Here is an 18,127-nt window from a genome sequence, read left to right on the forward strand (position 1 = left end):
GTGCCGGAAAAGCTTCCTATTGCGGAAACAAAGCGCGCTCTGCAGCTATTGGAGCAGGTGAATATGCCGGTGCCGGCGGTGCTGATTAATAAATGCATGCCGGAATCTGCGGGAAACAGTTCTTTTATACAAAAAAGAAGAGCGCAGGAAGCTGCCTACATCGAGCAGATTAAAGAAGCCTTTCCGAACCAGCAGAAGACGTTCCTGCCGCTTTTGGAAGAGGACATTCATTCAATTGAAGATATTAAAACGATGGCGGAGGCCATCGTTCCTGACTAATTAAAAGCGTGCCCGCGGGTGCGCTTTTTTCCCTGACATAATTGTTTAAAAGAAAGAAAAAACGGTAATGAGTGTAGGATAATTCATTTATTCAGGAGGTTCTATAAAAATGGAAACGACTAAAATTGCGAATACTGGCATAGAAGCTTCCCGCATTGGTCTCGGCACGTGGGCTATTGGCGGCAAAATGTGGGGAGGCACGAATGAAGAAGATTCCATTAAAACGATTCACGCTGCTTTAGATAAAGGAATTTCCCTTATTGATACAGCACCTGCCTATGGATTAGGCGAATCGGAAGAACTGGTCGGAAAAGCGGTCGAACAGTATGGCGGCAGAAATAATATTGTGCTTTCTACCAAAGCAGGGCTGAACTGGACGGACGAGGGCGGTATGTACAGAGACGGAACAGAAGCCCGTATTCAAAAAGAAGTAGAAGATTCCCTGCGTCGCCTCCGCAGCGACTACATTGATATTTACCATGTACACTGGCCCGATCCTGAGATAAATATGGAAGAGACAGCTGCTGTAATGAAAAGGCTGTTTGACGAAGGCAAGATAAGAGCAATCGGACTCAGTAACTTTACAACAGAGCAGATTGACGAGTTTCAGAAAACGGCGCCCGTACACGTGCTTCAGCCGCCGTATAATATTTTTGAAAGAGGCATTGAAGAAGATATTCTTCCCTACACCCGGAAACACGACATCACAAACCTTTCATACGGCAGCCTGTGCCGCGGCCTGCTGAGCGGAAAAATGTCGGCAGACCGCACGTTCAAAGGAGATGACCTGCGTAACAATGATCCAAAATTCCAGGAGGACACCCTGCCGAATTATATTGCCGCAGTAAACGAACTTGATCAGTACGTGCAGAATAAATACAATAAGCATGTAATTCACCTCGCAATCCGCTGGGTACTTGATCAGCCCGGATCTGATATTGCCCTGTGGGGTGCCAGAAGGCCGGATCAGCTGGACGCGATAGAAGAAGCGATGGACTGGAAGCTTGATGAAACCGATCATCAGGCAGTAAATGAAATCGTCGGCAAGCATATTAAAGAACCCATCGGTCCGGAGTTTATGGCTCCACCCGCTAAATCAGAATAAGCTGAAGTATAAGCCTGTCTCTTTTTGAGACAGGCTTATTAAATGTTGTCAACAATGCTCCTGTCGAATTAGTGTTTTCCTTTTGTTGTAGACGCAGTGGTAACGCTTTATTATAAAGATACAGCAATGATAATTACTTATCATCAGAAATAGTGCTGTTCATGCAGAAAGTATTTAAATCGTGACAGCATATCTTTTAATAAACAAGGAGGCGTTTACTATGAGTACAGCTCAAGGAGAAGTACAGAGCAAAGGCAGCATGCGTGCGAAGGTGCAGCGGTTCGGCAGTTATTTAAGCGGCATGATTATGCCGAATATCGGGGCATTTATTGCCTGGGGTCTTATTACAGCTCTTTTTATTGCAGACGGCCCGATTCCGGTTGCAAACATCGCAGATAACGTAGTCGGCCCGATGCTGACCTACCTGCTTCCGCTTTTGATTGGTTTTACCGGCGGACGGATGGTTCACGGCGATATGCGCGGCGGGGTCGTCGGCGCCATTGCTACAATGGGGGTTATCGCAGGAGCAGAGATTCCAATGTTCCTCGGTGCCATGATGATGGGGCCGTTAGGCGGCTATGCCATCAAAAAATTTGACCAGGCAGTGGATGGAAAAATCAAGCAGGGCTTTGAAATGCTTGTGAACAACTTTTCCTCCGGTATTATCGGTGCTATTCTTGCCATATTTGGACTATACGCGGTGGGTCCGCTTGTAACAGGCCTTACAGGTGTTCTTGGAAACGGAGTAGACTGGATTATCGGACTTGGCCTGCTTCCACTCGTCAGTATCTTCATTGAGCCGGCGAAAGTATTGTTTTTAAATAATGCAATTAACCACGGTATACTAAGTCCGCTTGCTTTAGAGCAGACGGCTCAGGCAGGACAGTCCGTACTGTTCCTTCTGGAAACCAACCCGGGACCGGGTATGGGAATTCTTTTAGCCTATATGGTCTTTGGTAAAGGCATGGCACGCGGTTCAGCGGCCGGTGCTTCGATTATTCACTTCTTCGGCGGGATTCACGAGATTTACTTCCCGTATGTATTAATGAAGCCGATTCTTATTCTTGCAGCGATCGGCGGCGGCATGGCCGGTATCTTCACCTTCCAGCTGTTTGGCGCAGGTCTTGGAGCTCCACCTTCTCCAGGAAGTGTTATTGCCTACTTTGCCCTTGCCAATCCAAGCAACTATCTTGGTCTGGCAGCCGGTATTCTTGCAGCAACGGCTGTATCTTTTGTGATCGCAGGATCGATTCTCCGCTTCTCCAAGCAGGAAGAAGAAGATCTAAGCGGTGCCGCAGCGAAAATGGAAAGCATGAAAGGCAAGAAGAGTCAGGCCGCTTCCCAGCTTGGCGGCAGCCAGCCGGTTGCATCTTCTGCTAAAAAAGCACAGGTGAACAGCATTATCTTCGCATGTGATGCCGGAATGGGATCAAGCGCAATGGGTGCATCTGTCATGAAGGATAAAGTGAAAAAAGCCGGACTGGATATTCATGTAACCAACTCAGCGATTAACCAGATTCCGGACAGTGCAGATATTATTATTACGCATAAAGATTTAACCGAGCGTGCGAAGGCAAAACGTCCGGATGCAGAGCATATTTCCGTAGACAATTTCCTCGGCAGCCCGAAATATGATGAGTTAGTTGAAGATTTAAAGGGAAGAGAAGATGGAGGAGAGCAGGCGCAGGAAAAGCCGCTTTCTGAATTTGATCCGCAGAACGTACAGAAGATTATCTTTGCCTGCGATGCCGGAATGGGATCAAGCGCAATGGGTGCATCTGTTATGAAAGACAAAGTGAAAAAAGCCGGACTGGATATTCATGTGACCAACTCAGCAATTAACCAGATTCCGGAAGATGCAGATATCATTATTACCCACAAAGATTTAACCGAGCGTGCGAAAGCTAAACGTCCGGATGCAGCACACATTTCCGTAGATAATTTTCTTGGCAGCCCGAAATACGATGAGCTTGTTGAGGGGCTGAAGGAAAATAAAATCAGCTAAGCTTCACGAAAAGGGTGAACGGTATGGACTATATTACAGCCCGTGAACGTGAACTCATGCAGTATCTGCTTTCTCAAAAAGGTATGGTGCCGATTTCGGAAGCGGCACGGGAGCTCAACGTCAGCGCCCGTACCATTCACCGCGATCTCGAAGGCCTTGAAAAAAGAATAGAGCCGTATCATTTAACTCTGCGAAGGCAGACAGGCAGAGGGATTGAAGTCATTGGCGAGGAGAGCAGCAGCAGGAACGAACTGCTGGCTCTCCTTCGCCATTCTGCGTTCTCCGACTATACGCCGGAAGAAAGAAAAACCCTGCTGCTGAGTGCACTTCTGGAAGCAAATGAGCCGGTCAAGCTTACATCTCTGGCGGTTGAGCTCAACGTGACGGCAGCTACAGTCAGCCACGATCTCGATAAAGCAGAGGAGTGGCTGTCTTTTTTCGATTTACAGCTGATTCGCAGAAGAGGATACGGCGTGGAAGTGGTCGGGACCGAGAAATCAAGAAGGCGTGCCATGAGCAGCCTGATGGTGGAAACGTTTGGAGAAAATGAATTCTTTCATTTAATGAGGGAAACGATGAAGCAGAAGCCCTCTCCGGCAGGAAGCGACATATCAAACCGGCTGCTGGGTATGGTGGAAAAAGAGCGCTGGGCGCTCGTTGAAGGCGTACTGCATGATTTTAAAAGTGAACTGCCCTACTCCTTTGCCGACAGTGCATATATCGGCCTGGCCGTGCATTTAACGCTTGCCATGGAGCGGATCATTAAAGGCGAAAATATTGAAATAAACGAATCCTACTTCCAATCACTGCAGGAAACGAAGGAATTTGCTGTGGCCGAACAGCTTATTTCCCGGCTGGAACAGGTTTTTCAGCGGACGATTCCTAAAGCAGAAATTGGATATATTACCATGCATCTCCGCGGGGCCAAGCTTCGAAATGATCAGGAATATACAATGGATCTGGACAGTCTTCCATCAGCGGTTCAGGCGAAATCCCTGATTCAGTTTGTGGAAGAGCGGGTAGGCAAAAACCTGACCGGCGATGAATCGCTTTTCCAGGGGCTTGTAGCTCACTTAGAACCCACGCTTTACCGGATTAAGGAACGCATGAAAATCCATAATCCGCTGCTAAAAGATATTAAAAGTGATTACCCGGAATTGTTTTCTTTAATTAAAGAAGCGGCTTCCGACACCTTTTCCCGTTTTGAGCTTCCGGATGCAGAAATCGGTTTTCTTGTTCTGCATTTCGGATCGGCCATTGAACGGGCAAACACGATGGAGCCCCTGCATGCGCTTGTCGTCTGTTCGAGTGGTATAGGCTCTTCCAAGATGCTCGTTACCCGGCTGCAAAAAGAAATTCCCGAACTGCAGAAGCTGAAAAATATCTCCCTGATGGATTTGGAGAACGAGTCGAAAAGGGAGGGCTATGATGTAATTATTTCTACATTAAGCCTGCCGGACAGCGAGCTGCCGCATATTGTGGTCAATCCGTTTTTAACAGATAAAGATATTAGGAGTGTTCAGGCCTTTATTCGGGAACAGCATAAGGACAGCCTGTTGAAAAAACGCCGGCCGATTTCATCAGGGACGTCTGCAGCAGAAGAGCCCATTGAGAAATTAGTGCAGATGCAGTCGTATACGAACACGATTCTTATGCTTTTAGGCGGACTGGAAGTAGAAGAGATCACAGAACGCGGGGAGCTTTCCCGTCAGTTGGAGGCTGTATGCCGACGCGCCGTTGAAGACGGAGTGATCCAGAACGCAGAAGCGGTGCGCGATAAGCTGCTGGAGCGCTATGCGATGGGAGGAGTTGCGATTCCAAATTCAGGGCTTGCCCTGTTTCATGCCAGAAGCGTCCATGTAACGAGACCTTCTTTTACGATATGGGATCTGCCGGAGCCTAAAGATATACAGGCAATGGACGGGTCTGTAGAATCGACATACCGAATTCTGCTTCTGCTGGCACCTGAATACGGAGAAACCGAAATATACGAAGTACTCAGTGCCGTCAGCGAACAGCTTATCGGAAGCCGGGAATCACTAATACGCTTCCGATCTGCCGATAAAAAGCGGCTGACCCGCCATATGGGTGCCGCGTTTCATGAATGGCTTAAAGAAAAACTACAATAAGACAGGAGACGATTATAATGAGCAGCCAAATACTAAAAGAAGAGAACGTTGTAATAGGAGCAGCATTGAGTTCAAAAGAGGAAGCAATCCGCGCGGTAGGAAACATTCTCGTAGATCAGGGGTACGTCGAAACCGATTATATTGCTTCCATGATGGAAAGAGAAGAATTAACCTCTACGTACATGGGGAACTATATAGCGATACCACACGGTACGGAAGATTCCAAAAGCCAAATTAAATCCTCCGGTTTGTCCATTGTACAGGCGCCGGACGGGGTCGATTACGGTGATGGAAACAAGGTAAAGCTATTGATTGGTATCGCCGGCAAGGGAGACGAGCATTTAGAAATCCTCTCAAAAATTGCGCTTGTCTGTTCGGATGCCGATAATGTGGAGAAGATGCTGCAGGCTACAACGAAACAAGAGCTGCTTGCTCAATTTGAAGAGGTGAAATAAATGCTGGCCCTTCAGATTGGTGCAGGAAATATTGGCAGGGGCTTTATCGGCCAGCTTTTGTCTGAAGCCGGCTTTGAATTATATTTCGCAGACGTAAACGAAGAATTAATCACAAAGCTTCAGGAACGCGGCGAATACACGGTGGAACTGGCGGATGAAACGCATCAAACGAGCCGGATAAGCGGTGTTCACGCCGTAAACAGCATGAAAGAAAAGGAAGAACTGCTTCAGCTGATTGAGCGGGCAGACCTGATTACCACAGCTGTTGGACCGCCGATTCTAAAGCGGATTGCACCTGATCTGGCTGAAGGCCTTAAACGCCGTGCCGCTAAAGGCACACCTTCCAACGTAAATATTATTGCCTGCGAAAATATGGCAGAAGGAACAAGCCATCTGCAGGCTGCGATTTATGAACATCTTTCCAGCGCAGAGCAGGCCGCAATAGAGAAGTTTACCGGTTTTGCAAATGCAGCAGTAGACCGTATTGTTCCCGAACAATCATCGGAAGATGGACTGCATGTTGTAGTAGAGCCCTTTTTTGAATGGGTAGTAGAGGAACCTTCCCTCAAACCGGGAACAGAGAAAATACCTGGTGTGACGTATGTCGAGTCCCTTCCGCCCTACATTGAAAGAAAATTGTTTACAGTTAACGCAGGCCATGCTGCGCTCGCCTATAACGGCGCTGCAGGAGGCTGCGAAACGATCAAGGAATCGTATGACAATGAAGCAGTAAGAAAAGCATACTTCGGCCTTCTTAATGAAACGTCCGAACTGCTAAGCCGTAAACACGGGTTCGATAAAGAAGATCTAAAGGCATACCGTGAAAAAATCAATACACGGTTCCAGAATCCATATTTATCGGATTCCGTGAAGCGTGTCGGACGCGGACCAGTCCGCAAGCTTGGCAGCCAGGAGCGCCTCGTGCATCCTGCTTTAGGGCTGCTTGATTACGGTGTAGAGCCTGTTTACATTGCCGAAACGCTGCGCGCGCTTCTTACTTTCGAGCATCCGGAAGATGAAGAAGCACAGGCACTGCAGGCACGAATTAAAGAGAATGGAAGAGAAGAAGCATTCTGCTATTACAGCGGTCTGGACTCCTCACATCCGCTGACGAGACTTGTATTTGATCAGGCATAAAAAGAAAGGCCTCCCGGACAAAACAGGGAGGCCTTTTGGTATACTAAAACAAAGTCAGCAAAAAGGAGGCAGGTTATCGTGACGGATCCGATCCACTATATCTCACGCTACCTTCCCGTAATTAAAAAAATCCCCAAAGCAGACGTCATGCAGATTGGAGCGCTGTCTGAAGAACAGACAGCCGCGGCAGCAGAAGCTGTCCGCCAGTCGAGGGGCGTCTTTACACTTGTAGAAGCGGACGGAGGAAAAGCAGCGGAAAAGCTGAAGTCCCATCAGCTTCATTGTATAACAAGTCTGGACATGGTGGAGTGGACGCCGTCTTCTCTGGATTGGGTGTTTCTGCTTATTGATACTGCATCGTATAAAAAAGGGGTGCTGCTGGAAACATTCCAGCAGATTGAAAAAGCCGTAAGATCGAAACGATCGATCAGTTTTGTTATGGAAACCGATTCACCGGAAGAATGGCATGAAGAACTGCGCCGGACATTTTTAAGCTGGCGGATCGTTGTGGACAAAAAGCAGGAAGGGCGTCTGTTGTTTACTGCCCAGAAATAGAAGAAAGCCGGCATCCTGAGATTCAGGGGGCCGGCTTTTCTTTATAAATCAAGAAGCTCGCGGATATCGTCTTCTGATAAAGAAGACAGGCTGCTTTCGCCGGTCTGTATGACCTGGTCGAATAGAGCTTTCTTTTTGTCCTGAAGCGAAAGGATTTTCTCTTCAATCGTGCCTTGTGAAATCAGCTTGACGACCTGTACGACCCGCTTTTGGCCGATGCGGTGGGCGCGGTCGGCGGCCTGGCTCTCTACAGCCGGGTTCCACCAGAGGTCAAACAGCACAACTGTGTCGGCTCCTGTCAGATTCAGCCCTGTGCCTCCTGCCTTCAGCGAAATTAAAAAGGAATCAGCAGAGCCTTCATTGAATTGTTCGGTCAGGGCCATCCGCTGGTCGGAAGGTGTTTTGCCATCCAGATAAAAATAGGAGAGTCCTGCTTCATCGAATGCTTTGGAAATAATAGAAAGCATGCTCGTAAACTGGGAAAAGACCAATACCCGGCGCCCGTTTTCCTTGCTTTCTTTCATAAACGACATCAGCTCATCCAATTTTCCGGAGCTTCCCGTGTAGTTTTCCAGAAACATCCCCGGATGGCAGCAGAGCTGACGCAGCCGGGTCAGATTGGCAAGAATATTCATCCGGTTGGAGGACAATCCTTCTTTAAGCTGCTGGCTCGTTTCTGCTTTAATACGCTCCAAATAAGCCATATAGGTCTCGCGCTGCTGCTTATTCAATTCGCAGTAGAGAGAGCTTTCAATTTTATCCGGAAGCTCTTTTAATACTTCTTTTTTCGTCCGTCTCATAATAAAAGCAATCCGCTGTTTGATCTGGTCGGGAGACAGCTGTTTAAACTTGGAGACGTCCGGAAACAAACCCGGCATAATAACAGCAAACATCGACCAGAGCTCTTCCAGCTTGTTTTCAATGGGCGTGCCGCTTAAGGCAAAAATACGGCCGGCGTCCATCCGCCTTACAGCGCGGAACGATTTCGACAGATGGTTTTTAATATTTTGAGCTTCATCGAGAATCAGTCCATAGAATACACGGCCCCGGTACAGCTCTTCATCACGGCGCAGAAGCGGATATGACGTAATCCAGACGTCGGCCTCTTCATAGGTGCTCCATTGTTTTTTGCGCTGCGGCTTCGTGCCGTGGATCACTGCGATCTTAAGATCAGGGGTGAACCGCTGGGCTTCTTTTTCCCAATTATATATTAATGAAGAAGGGGCAACGATTAAAAAAGGCGGTGCTTCAGGATTTTTCTGACGTTCAGAGAGAATATACGTCAGGGTCTGAAGCGTTTTTCCAAGCCCCATATCATCCGCTAAAATACCGCCGAATCCATAGGCCGTCAACGCCTTCATCCATTGAAAGCCCAGCTTCTGGTAGTCGCGTAGATCGGCATTCAGCCCCTCCGGCAGTTCCACTTCAAACGTCTGCGGATCACGGATGTGTCGGATAAGATCCTCCATGGTTGCAGAGGCGTTCCACCCGGCACTTTCCCGCGTTTTATCATCGAGCAGAAGCGTTTTGTAGGAGGGCATACGCATCTTTTTATTTTCCGTGTTTTCTTCCGTTACAGGCGTATCCTGAAGCAGATCCTGCAGGTTTTTCATCCAGCTGCTCGTTAAGGAAACATAGCCGCCCTCGATTGTTTTGTAGTAGCGCTTTTTTTCCTTCAGCGCCTTCATCAGGTGGAATACATCTTCCTCGTTTAAATCCGAGGTTTCAAAGGAAATATCGAGCCATCCCATAGAAGGGTCAAGAGCGGCCTCAACCTGAAGCGTCTCCGGTGGAATAAACGTACTTTCCGCTGCGCGGCTCATAAAAACGTCGGCCTGCTTTTTCAGCTCCGGCAGAATATCTAGAAAAAACAAAGCAATATCTTCTTCCTGGGAAAGAATCAGCCGTTCGCCGTTCCAGTGGAAGCCGGCTTCTTCAATAAACTGAAGGATGTCTTTTTCCTGCTTGGTGTCGCGTACAAGAATCGCTTTGTCTTCCGGAGTCTGCTGTTCTGTTACGGCATGAATAGAGTAAGGGCCGTAGGAGAAAAGCGGATCGGCCGTCAGTCCGTTTTCCTTTTTATCGAGGTAGATTTTGGCCTGAAGCGGCTGTTCTTCGATAGAAGCACGGATGGATTCCGTCATCTCCAGCTTTTCATTCTGCTCCAGTGGTGCCACAATCTGCTTATATACTTGTCCGACCTCTTCTGAAGAAAGCGGAAGCCTTCCCTGCGGCGTGTCCATCAGCATATGAAAAAGCAGAACGATATCGCGGTCCGCTTCCGGGTCAATTTTATACAGGCGGTCATTCCATATATAATAGGAGGTCAGGCTGATCCGCTTTGGCGGATAGGAAACCGCGGAATAGGAAATAAGATAGTCTTCATCGGCCTGCTGCATATCAAACGTGCCGGGAAATTCTTCTTTTACCATAAACGGCACAAGCTGATTGCGTGTTGCCGATTGAACAAACACCTGACGGCAGGGAGTAAGTCGTTCGAGCATCTGCTCTGCGGCTACAGGCGGCACCTGGATAGCCCGGGCAGACGTTTCGGAATAGCCGAAGGATGACGTGCGTCCGTCTTTCTGCCATTTTTGATTGCGTACAATATATTCAAGCATCTTTAATGCCTGCAGATCTTCTTCTTTAAAATAGTGATAGGTCGGATCGAAAGTGAAGTTCTTTGTAATAGGAAGCAGAGAGCGCTGACGGATGGATGCAAATAGGTCCTCCATGTTTTTAACGACATACAGTTTATCTACGCCGATCCGCAGCTGCACCGTGAAATATTTTTCCTGCACAAAGCTGTAGTCGGAGAAAAACTGCAGCACAAACTCGGCGCGCATCGGCTCTCCGATTGACTCTACGGTCGTCAGCCTCCCCGAAAAATGATCCATAAAAAAATGCCGCAGCGATGAAGTGGCTTCTTTTTCACTCACTTGTTTTTTTTGGACGGGCTCGGAAAAGAATGAAGAAACTTCCGGCTTCTGCAGGCTGGCAAGCTCTATCATCACAGCGGCCATATGCTTGCATACGTGCATGCCGTCGCTGTGGGCGGGACACGTGCAGGAGCCATCCTCCCATTCTCCGCTTTCGAGAAAAAAGAGCTCTACTTTATACATTTCCTCTCCCTGCACGCTTGCTTTTATCTTGCTGATTGTGCCATTCTGCTGCTGTTGAATTCCTTTTATATATCCTCGTTCATAATAATCAAGTCCTCTGGCGTATACGGTCGGACCGGCTAAACGCCGAATCTGTTTTTTAGGTATGTAAGGCAATGCCTCATCTCTCCTTTTATTACTGCTTAAACGTTTATTTTATCACATTTTGCTGAAAATCAAATGAAAGGAGAAGAGGAGTACGTTAATATCTGTAGAAATAAACAAAGACAGCGTATCTTATAGTAAGCTGTAAAAAGGGTATAATGAAAGAAAGCAGTGCGAAACTGTGGGAAACGGGGGAGTATACGTATGAATGAACAGCAGAAGACTATCATCAGCCAGGCAAAACAGGAAGCGGCCGCTTTTTTTAAGCATGCCGATCCAGCCCACGATTTCTGGCACACAGAGCGGGTCGCCAAGCAGGCAGTGGAGCTCGGCCGCGAAACAGAAGCCGATCTTTATGTGGTGGAACTGACGGCGTGGCTTCACGACATTGCCGATAAAAAGTTAAACAGCACGGAAGAAGAAGGGCTGGATAATGTGAGAAGCTGGCTCGACAGCCACGGAGTGGAAGAGGATATCTCCGTACACGTGATGGATATAATTGAAACCATGTCCTTTCGTAATGGTACAAATAAAGCAGAAATGAAAACAATCGAAGGGAAGGTCGTGCAGGATGCCGACCGCCTTGATGCGATGGGGGCCATCGGAATAGCCCGGGCTTTTGCCTATTCCGGGACGCACGGGAAGCCTCTTCATGAGCCGGCTTCCGCCGATAGAAGAGACAGAGATACAGCCATTCAGCATTTTTTCGATAAGCTGCTCCGGCTCAAAAGCCTGATGAATACAGATAAGGCCAAGCAGCTGGCTCATCACCGCCAGCGTTTTATGGTCTCTTATCTTGAACAGTTCTACAGTGAATGGGAACAAAAGCTGTAACGGAAAAAGCGAATAACCGGTTGAAAACGTATGTTACAGATGATGATTTTCTGTTTTATTAAGAAGATACACGAAATAACCTCGTATCCCTTTTTTAGGGAATACGAGGTTATTTTCGATGAGTAAAACGTTCATTTTTTTAATGATTGGAAATGCTGCTCGTTTTTTTTGTTGTCATGAATGTACTGCAGAATATCAGACGGCTCTTTAAAAGTGTGATCGGGCTGTGCATCTTCATGTGGTGTGGCGCTCCATGCAGCAAGTCCGAAATCGGTTCCGGCAGCGCGCGCACTTTTTTCATCCTGAAGGGTATCGCCGATATACACAGCTTCTGCGGCTTCTAGATTAGCTTTGTCGAGATAAGCCAGAATCGGATCGCCGGAAGGTTTATGGTTCGTTGTTTCTTCGGCGTATACAATGTCATCTACGTAGGTCTGCAGTTCAAAAGGCGCCGCTTTGTCTTCGAATTCCTGTTTTGTTTTGGAAGTGACAATCCCGACGTGGTAGCCCTGCTGCTTTAAGCCTTCCAGTACTTCTATTACTCCTGGGAAAACATGAATCAGGCCGCGGTTTTCCGAGGCGTAAGCACTCCATTTTTCCTGAATAGCTTCCTGATCCTGAATTCCCAGCTGGATCAGTGCTTTATCAGCCGGCGCATCAAGCGCATGGACGAGGTTACGGTCTTCTATCACTTCGCCGGTTTCTTCCTCAATGGCGCGGCGCAGGGATTTTAAAATCGTTTCTTCTGTATTTAATAACGTTCCATCAATATCAAACAAAAATGCTTTATACATACTATATCGCTCCTTATGAAAAGTAATCCATTGGCTCTATTCCCGTAAACAGTACTGTTTAATCATGAACGAAAACAAAAGAGGTTGCAAAAAGCAGGGATTATGGTAAAATTTCTATGTTCCCAACGGGGCTGCTGTAAAGAGACAGCGGCCAAGGCTTTATCATATAGTGATCGAATTATTCGGCAGATCACAGAAAAATAATACAAACGGAAAGAAGGTTTTTCGAGAAAGTGAATGTTCAAAAACTGAAAAAAGAATGGTTTGGAAATGTAAGAGGGGACGTGATGGCCGGAATGGTGGTGGCGCTTGCTCTTATACCGGAAGCGATTGCCTTTTCCATCATTGCCGGCGTAGATCCCCAGGTGGGACTGTACGCTTCCTTCTGCATCGCAGTTGTTATTGCTTTTGTGGGGGGCCGTCCGGGAATGATCTCGGCTGCCACCGGTGCGATGGCATTGTTAATGGTAACGCTTGTAGCAAACCACGGCCTGGAATACCTGCTTGCAGCTACCGTACTGACGGGAATTCTACAGGTGATTTTCGGATTCAGCGGATTGTCCCGTCTGATGAAGTTTATTCCGCGTTCCGTTATGGTCGGGTTTGTAAATTCCCTGGCTATTCTTATCTTTATAGCGCAGATCGAACATTTTGAAGGAGAATCGTGGATCATGTATGCGCTCGTAGCGCTTACGCTTCTGATCATTTATACGTTTCCGCTTATTTCAAAAGCGATTCCTTCTACGATGATCGCAATTATCGTAGTCAGCGCATTTGCTATTTTCATGGGCTTTAATGTCCGTGACGTAGGAGACATGGGTGCTCTTCCGAGTACGCTCCCGATCTTTTTAATTCCGGATATTCCGTTGAATTTTGAGACGCTCGCGATTATTTTTCCTTATGCCTTATCCCTGACAGTTGTAGGTCTGCTTGAATCTCTGCTGACGGCTAATATTGTCGATGATATGACCGATACGGAAAGTAATAAAAATCAAGAATCCAAAGGGCAGGGCTATGCCAACGTCGTGACCGGCTTTTTTGGAGGAATGGCAGGCTGTGCGATGATTGGTCAATCTGTTATTAACGTGAAGTCCGGCGGAAGCGGACGCCTGTCTGCCTTAGTCGCCGGTGTGTTCTTAATGTTTCTCATTATTATTCTCGGCGGGCTGGTTGTACAGATTCCAATGGCGGCGCTTGCCGGCGTCATGATTATGGTGTCGATCAGTACATTCGACTGGGCTCTATCCGGGCTATGCCGAAGATACCAAAATCAGACACGATCGTAATGGTGCTGACAGTAATTGTCGTTGTGTACACGCATAACCTTGCGATCGGCGTGTTTGCCGGCGTGCTTCTCAGCATGGTATTCTTCGCAGCGAAAATCTCCCGTGTGAAGCTGACGGAAGAAGAAGGCAGCGATAAGACGACGAAAGTCTACCGCGTTCAGGCGCAATTATTCTTTGCTTCGGTATCAGAGTTTACAAAAAGCTTTGACTACGATAAAGATGCCGAAGCAGGAATTAAGCATATAGACATCGATCTTTCCGAATCACATGTCTGGGATGATTCCGCTGTAGAAGCGCTGGATAAAGTAAAAAGCAAATACAAACAAAAAGATATCACGACAGGCTTTATCGGCGTAAATAAAGAAAGCTCCCGCTTAATAGAAAAGCTGGACGGCATGATCTCCGGTCATTAATGAGCTGATTTACTCCAAAGACAGGGAAAAGGAGCTCCTTTTGTTTTTTTATCCCGGGAACAGATGAAAAAGTGGAAGGAATTTCTTTCTTCCTCGTCGTATATATATAGTAAGGGAGAGATGGCGATGTATAAAAAAGTACTTCTTGCAGCTGATGGTTCAGAGAATTCAGTGCGTGCGGCCGAACACGCCATGGCTATGGTGGAACATGAACAGGATTCTCATATGGACATCATTTTCGCAGTAGATGGAGACAAATCAAAATCAGATGTGCTGAAATACGGTGATTCCAACGTTATTAACAGCAAAAGAAAAGCAAAGCTTGCTCCTATTGAAACCAAGCTGAAGGAAAAAAATATTTCCTATGATATTCATATTAAGCACGGCGATCCGGGCCCGGCCATTGTGAAGTTTGCCAACGAAGGCTCTTACCAGTGCGTCATTATTGGAAGCCGCGGTTTAAATCAGGTCCAGACGATGGTACTCGGAAGCGTCAGCCACAAAGTGGCGAAGCGGGTCCAGTGTCCGGTAATGATTGTAAAATAAAGTACAAAAAAAAGAGACAGAGTGGCAGGAAATCAAGCCACTCTGTCTCTTTTTTCGGCTCCAGCATCTTTCAAATAATGTTAAGCTGATCTTGTACCTCAGCCCGTATACATCCATCGTTTCTGCTATAGAGTTGATAACGTATTTTTTTGAAGGAAACAAATGAAAGAAATAGAAGGGGGCGTTTTACTTGTCTGATAAGAGAATGTTTATTAACGGAGAGTGGGTAGAAGCCAAATCAGGAAATACCCGCAGTATTTTAAATCCGTTCAACCAAGAGACCATTGCAACGGCTGCAGAAGGAGACAGGGAAGATTCCCGGGCTGCAATTCAGGCGGCACGCGAAGCCTTCGATAACGGTGAATGGGCCGGTACGCCGGCAGCTATTAGAGGAGATCTAGTACAAAAGATAGCTGACTTTATTAGACGTGATAATGAAGAGATGGCAGAGTTGGAAACACTTGATACCGGAAAAACAATGGTGGAAAGCCGCGCAGATATGGATGATATTGCGGGCGTATTCCAGTATTTTGCAGGGCTTGCCGACAAAAATGGGGGAGAAGTGATCGCCTCGCCTCTTCCGGATTCTGAAAGCCGTGTAGTTAGAGAGCCGGTCGGTGTATGTGGACAAATTACTCCTTGGAACTATCCACTGCTTCAGGCAGCCTGGAAAATTGCCCCGGCGCTGGCAGCAGGAAATACAATTGTAGTAAAGCCAAGTGAAATTACACCGCTTACGACCGTAAAGGTATTTGAGTTAATGGAAGAAGCCGGATTTCCAAAAGGAGTTGCCAATCTTGTATTAGGATCCGGGGCATCGGTTGGAGCTGAGCTTTCCGAAAATGTTGATGTAGACCTGATTTCTTTTACCGGAGGTATCGACACAGGAAAGAAAATCATGCAGGCAGCAAGCGTAAACGTAAAGAAAATTGCGCTTGAGCTTGGCGGAAAAAACCCGAATATTATTTTTGCTGACGCAGACTTTGATACAGCAGTTGATCAGGCGATGAACGCTGTATTTTTCCACGGCGGCCAGGTGTGTTCTGCCGGTTCACGTCTTATTATAGAAGAAAGCATTCACGACGAATTTGTAGAGGAGCTTGTGAAACGCTCTAAAAATATTAAGCTGGGCAATGGTTTTGACGAAAGCACCCAGTCCGGACCGCTTATATCCAATGAGCATCGCGCCAAGGTGGAGAAGTATGTAGAAATAGGGCAGGAAGAAGGAGCAAAGCTTGTTCTCGGTGGTTCCCGTCCTCAGGAGAAAGAACTGCAGAATGGTTCGTTCTATCTGCCGACTATCTTTACAGAGTGTAAGGCGGATATGAGAATTGTGCAGGAGGAAGTATTCGGTCCGGTTCTTACTATTGAGACGTTCCAAACAGAAGAGGAAGCCGTAACGCTCGCTAACGACACCATTTACGGTCTGGCGGGTGCTGTATTTACAAATGATATCGCCAAAGCGGAAAGTGTAGCAGCACAGCTTCGTATGGGTACGGTCTGGATTAACGACTTTCATCCATACTTTGCCCAGGCTCCCTGGGGCGGGTACAAGCAGTCCGGGTTTGGCCGGGAGCTCGGTCATATCGGCTTTGAGGAGTATACAGAAGTGAAACATATTTTCCGTAATAAAAAGCCGGCAGCCCTTAACTGGTTCGCGTAACAAAAATACTCTATGTTCGTGAACAAGAAAAACAGCAAAAGCCGGAATCTGTTTTAAACAGGTTCCGGCTTTTTATTATGCTGAAGCTGTCGTTGATTTGGACAGAATTATTTTCATGATATAGACGACTGCTACCAGAAGGATCACAGCGGTTAACAGCCCAAGCCACATGCTTCCGGATACTCCAAGAACAAGGTAGCCTATAGAAGAGGCTCCGGCTGCAATCAGGGCGTAAGGAAGCTGTGTCACTACGTGATCGATATGATGGCTTCCTGCTCCGGTAGACGAAAGAATTGTCGTATCGGAAATAGGTGAACAGTGATCTCCAAAAATAGAACCGGCCAGCACAGAGGCTAAGAAAGGCAGCATCATTGTAATATCAAGCGTAGCTGCAATTTCTCCGGCAATCGGAAGAAGAAGCGAAAATGTTCCCCAGGATGTCCCGGTCGAGAAAGCCATAAAGCCGGCTACAATAAACAGCAGCAGAGGCAGTAGGAACAGCGGAATGCTGCCGTCAATTAATGCAGCCAGGTATGCTCCGGTCTGCAGCTCATCGATAACAGCTACAATGATCCAGGCAAGAATTAAAATATAAATAGCCGGCATCATTGCTTTAATACCCGCTGCTCCTGCTTTGCCGACCATAGAAGACTTTGGCTTTTTAGTGAGGGTAAGAATAAGAGCCGCGGCTAATCCAATCAGACCGCCGTACACAAGAGATGCGGACACATCTGTTTCAGCAAACACGCTCAGTACGTAACCGTTTCTGCATTTTGAGCACCAGTGATGATCATAAAGACGATCGTTGCGGCTACAAGAATAACGATAGGAAGAACAAGGTCGCGGACGCGGCCGGTTAATTCATCAAGCTGTCCGCCTGTTTCGCCCGGTATGCCAAGCTTGGAGCTGTCAAACAGCACGCCTTCCTCAAGTGCGAGGCGCTCGTGTTTTTTCATTGGTCCGATATCAGTCTTCCAGACAATCATCAGAAGAACGAGCAGAAGGGCCGTAATCGCATAGAAGTTCATTGGAATCATGTACAAAAATGCCTGCAGACCGCTGTATTGATTTACCTGATAGGATTCAAGGATTCCGGCAATAATCGTAATAATATAAGCGCCCCAGCTGGAAAGCGGCACAATAACGCAGACAGGAGCGGCGACAGAATCAACAATATAGGCAAGTTTTGCCCGGGAGATCCCGTGACGGTCGGTTAAAGGACGGCTTACCTGACCTACAGTAAGGCTGTTAAAATAATCATCAATAAATATTAAGATACCGAATAAAAAGGTAACCAGCTGGGCACCGGTTCTTGTTTTGACACGGCGCAGGGCCCATTCTCCAAAAGCTCTGCTGCCCCCGGAAAGACTGATTAAGGCAGCCATGACACCGAGAATAAGCAGAAAGAAAATAATATAAAGCTCCCACGTATTAATGGCGCCATCCGTGTAGAAAAAACCGGCAAAAATAGACCATATGTATGAGAGGGAAGCAAGCAAAGACCAGTCGTTGATGAGCAGGGCACCGATTAAAATACCTAAACCCAGAGAAGGCAGAACCTTCTTTGTAACAATAATCATCGCAAGAGCCAGAAGAGGCGGCAGAAGCGACAGAGCAGATAATTCTTCCATTATTATTCCTCCAGTTCATCATGAAGCAT

General features: G+C 47.1%; 14 protein-coding genes and 1 pseudogene. 11 read left to right on the plus strand and 4 right to left on the minus strand.

Annotation, left to right across the window (positions count from 1 at the left end; translation table 11 throughout):
- The 7 genes from MMY81_RS12255 to MMY81_RS12285 all read left to right on the plus strand — a co-directional run.
- The coding region (locus MMY81_RS12255) for an ArsA family ATPase (RefSeq protein ID WP_274622840.1) at nucleotides 1-279 on the plus strand (279 nt) is incomplete at its 5' end.
- A gap of 109 nt (nucleotides 280-388) precedes the next feature.
- Entirely contained in the window at nucleotides 389-1,384 is a 996-nt protein-coding gene (locus MMY81_RS12260; RefSeq protein ID WP_252313136.1) for an aldo/keto reductase, read from the plus strand.
- Nucleotides 1,385-1,604: 220 nt separating this feature from the next.
- Nucleotides 1,605-3,389 (plus strand): PTS mannitol transporter subunit IIBC, encoded by a 1,785-nt coding sequence (locus MMY81_RS12265; protein WP_252313137.1) that lies wholly within the window; start codon nucleotides 1,605-1,607, stop codon nucleotides 3,387-3,389.
- A 23-nt stretch (nucleotides 3,390-3,412) separates the two neighbouring features.
- Complete coding sequence (locus tag MMY81_RS12270; protein WP_252313138.1) at nucleotides 3,413-5,518, plus strand: BglG family transcription antiterminator; 2,106 nt, start codon at nucleotides 3,413-3,415, stop codon at nucleotides 5,516-5,518.
- Nucleotides 5,519-5,535: 17 nt separating this feature from the next.
- Nucleotides 5,536-5,973, plus strand: coding sequence for a PTS mannitol transporter subunit IIA (locus tag MMY81_RS12275; protein ID WP_252313139.1), 438 nt, complete (start codon nucleotides 5,536-5,538; stop codon nucleotides 5,971-5,973).
- On the plus strand, nucleotides 5,974-7,110 hold the full coding sequence (locus MMY81_RS12280; RefSeq protein ID WP_252313140.1) for a mannitol-1-phosphate 5-dehydrogenase: 1,137 nt from the start codon (nucleotides 5,974-5,976) through the stop codon (nucleotides 7,108-7,110). It begins immediately after the preceding gene.
- A gap of 78 nt (nucleotides 7,111-7,188) precedes the next feature.
- Nucleotides 7,189-7,665 carry a hypothetical protein gene (locus tag MMY81_RS12285; RefSeq protein ID WP_252313141.1) on the plus strand — a complete coding sequence of 159 codons (477 nt, stop codon included), beginning with the start codon at nucleotides 7,189-7,191 and terminating at the stop codon, nucleotides 7,663-7,665.
- Between the two features lie 41 nt (nucleotides 7,666-7,706).
- Here MMY81_RS12285 and MMY81_RS12290 read toward each other — a convergent pair whose 3' ends face one another.
- Nucleotides 7,707-10,943 (minus strand): DEAD/DEAH box helicase, encoded by a 3,237-nt coding sequence (locus tag MMY81_RS12290; protein WP_252313142.1) that lies wholly within the window; start codon nucleotides 10,941-10,943, stop codon nucleotides 7,707-7,709.
- Between the two features lie 192 nt (nucleotides 10,944-11,135).
- Between MMY81_RS12290 and MMY81_RS12295 the strand changes: the two genes are divergently transcribed.
- The gene (locus MMY81_RS12295; RefSeq protein WP_252313143.1) at nucleotides 11,136-11,765 is read left to right on the plus strand and encodes an HD domain-containing protein; all 630 of its coding nucleotides are present in this window, start codon (nucleotides 11,136-11,138) and stop codon (nucleotides 11,763-11,765) included.
- Between the two features lie 131 nt (nucleotides 11,766-11,896).
- Here the strand turns inward: MMY81_RS12295 and MMY81_RS12300 are convergent, their stop codons facing one another.
- Nucleotides 11,897-12,559: an HAD family hydrolase gene (locus MMY81_RS12300; protein WP_252313144.1), complete on the minus strand. Its 663-nt coding sequence runs from the start codon at nucleotides 12,557-12,559 to the stop codon at nucleotides 11,897-11,899.
- Nucleotides 12,560-12,792: 233 nt separating this feature from the next.
- On the opposite strand from MMY81_RS12300, the pseudogene MMY81_RS12305 reads away from it, so the two are divergent.
- The 3 genes and pseudogenes from MMY81_RS12305 to betB all read left to right on the plus strand — a co-directional run bounded on the left by MMY81_RS12305 (nucleotide 12,793) and on the right by betB (nucleotide 16,467).
- Nucleotides 12,793-14,258 (plus strand): annotated as a pseudogene (locus MMY81_RS12305) (SulP family inorganic anion transporter).
- A 126-nt stretch (nucleotides 14,259-14,384) separates the two neighbouring features.
- Nucleotides 14,385-14,804, plus strand: coding sequence for a universal stress protein (locus MMY81_RS12310; RefSeq protein WP_252313145.1), 420 nt, complete (start codon nucleotides 14,385-14,387; stop codon nucleotides 14,802-14,804).
- A 205-nt stretch (nucleotides 14,805-15,009) separates the two neighbouring features.
- A complete protein-coding gene (gene betB, locus MMY81_RS12315) occupies nucleotides 15,010-16,467 on the plus strand; it encodes a betaine-aldehyde dehydrogenase (protein ID WP_252313276.1) in 1,458 nt (485 codons plus the stop codon).
- Nucleotides 16,468-16,542: 75 nt separating this feature from the next.
- Here the strand turns inward: betB and MMY81_RS34025 are convergent, their stop codons facing one another.
- Nucleotides 16,543-17,214, minus strand: a complete 672-nt coding sequence (locus MMY81_RS34025; RefSeq protein ID WP_308215315.1) for a Na+/H+ antiporter NhaC family protein — start codon at nucleotides 17,212-17,214, stop codon at nucleotides 16,543-16,545.
- A gap of 2 nt (nucleotides 17,215-17,216) precedes the next feature.
- Nucleotides 17,217-18,098 (minus strand): Na+/H+ antiporter NhaC family protein, encoded by an 882-nt coding sequence (locus tag MMY81_RS34030; RefSeq protein ID WP_308215316.1) that lies wholly within the window; start codon nucleotides 18,096-18,098, stop codon nucleotides 17,217-17,219.
- Nucleotides 18,099-18,127: the final 29 nt, after the last annotated feature.

The sequence above is a fragment of the Sinobaca sp. H24 genome (genome assembly GCF_023845525.1).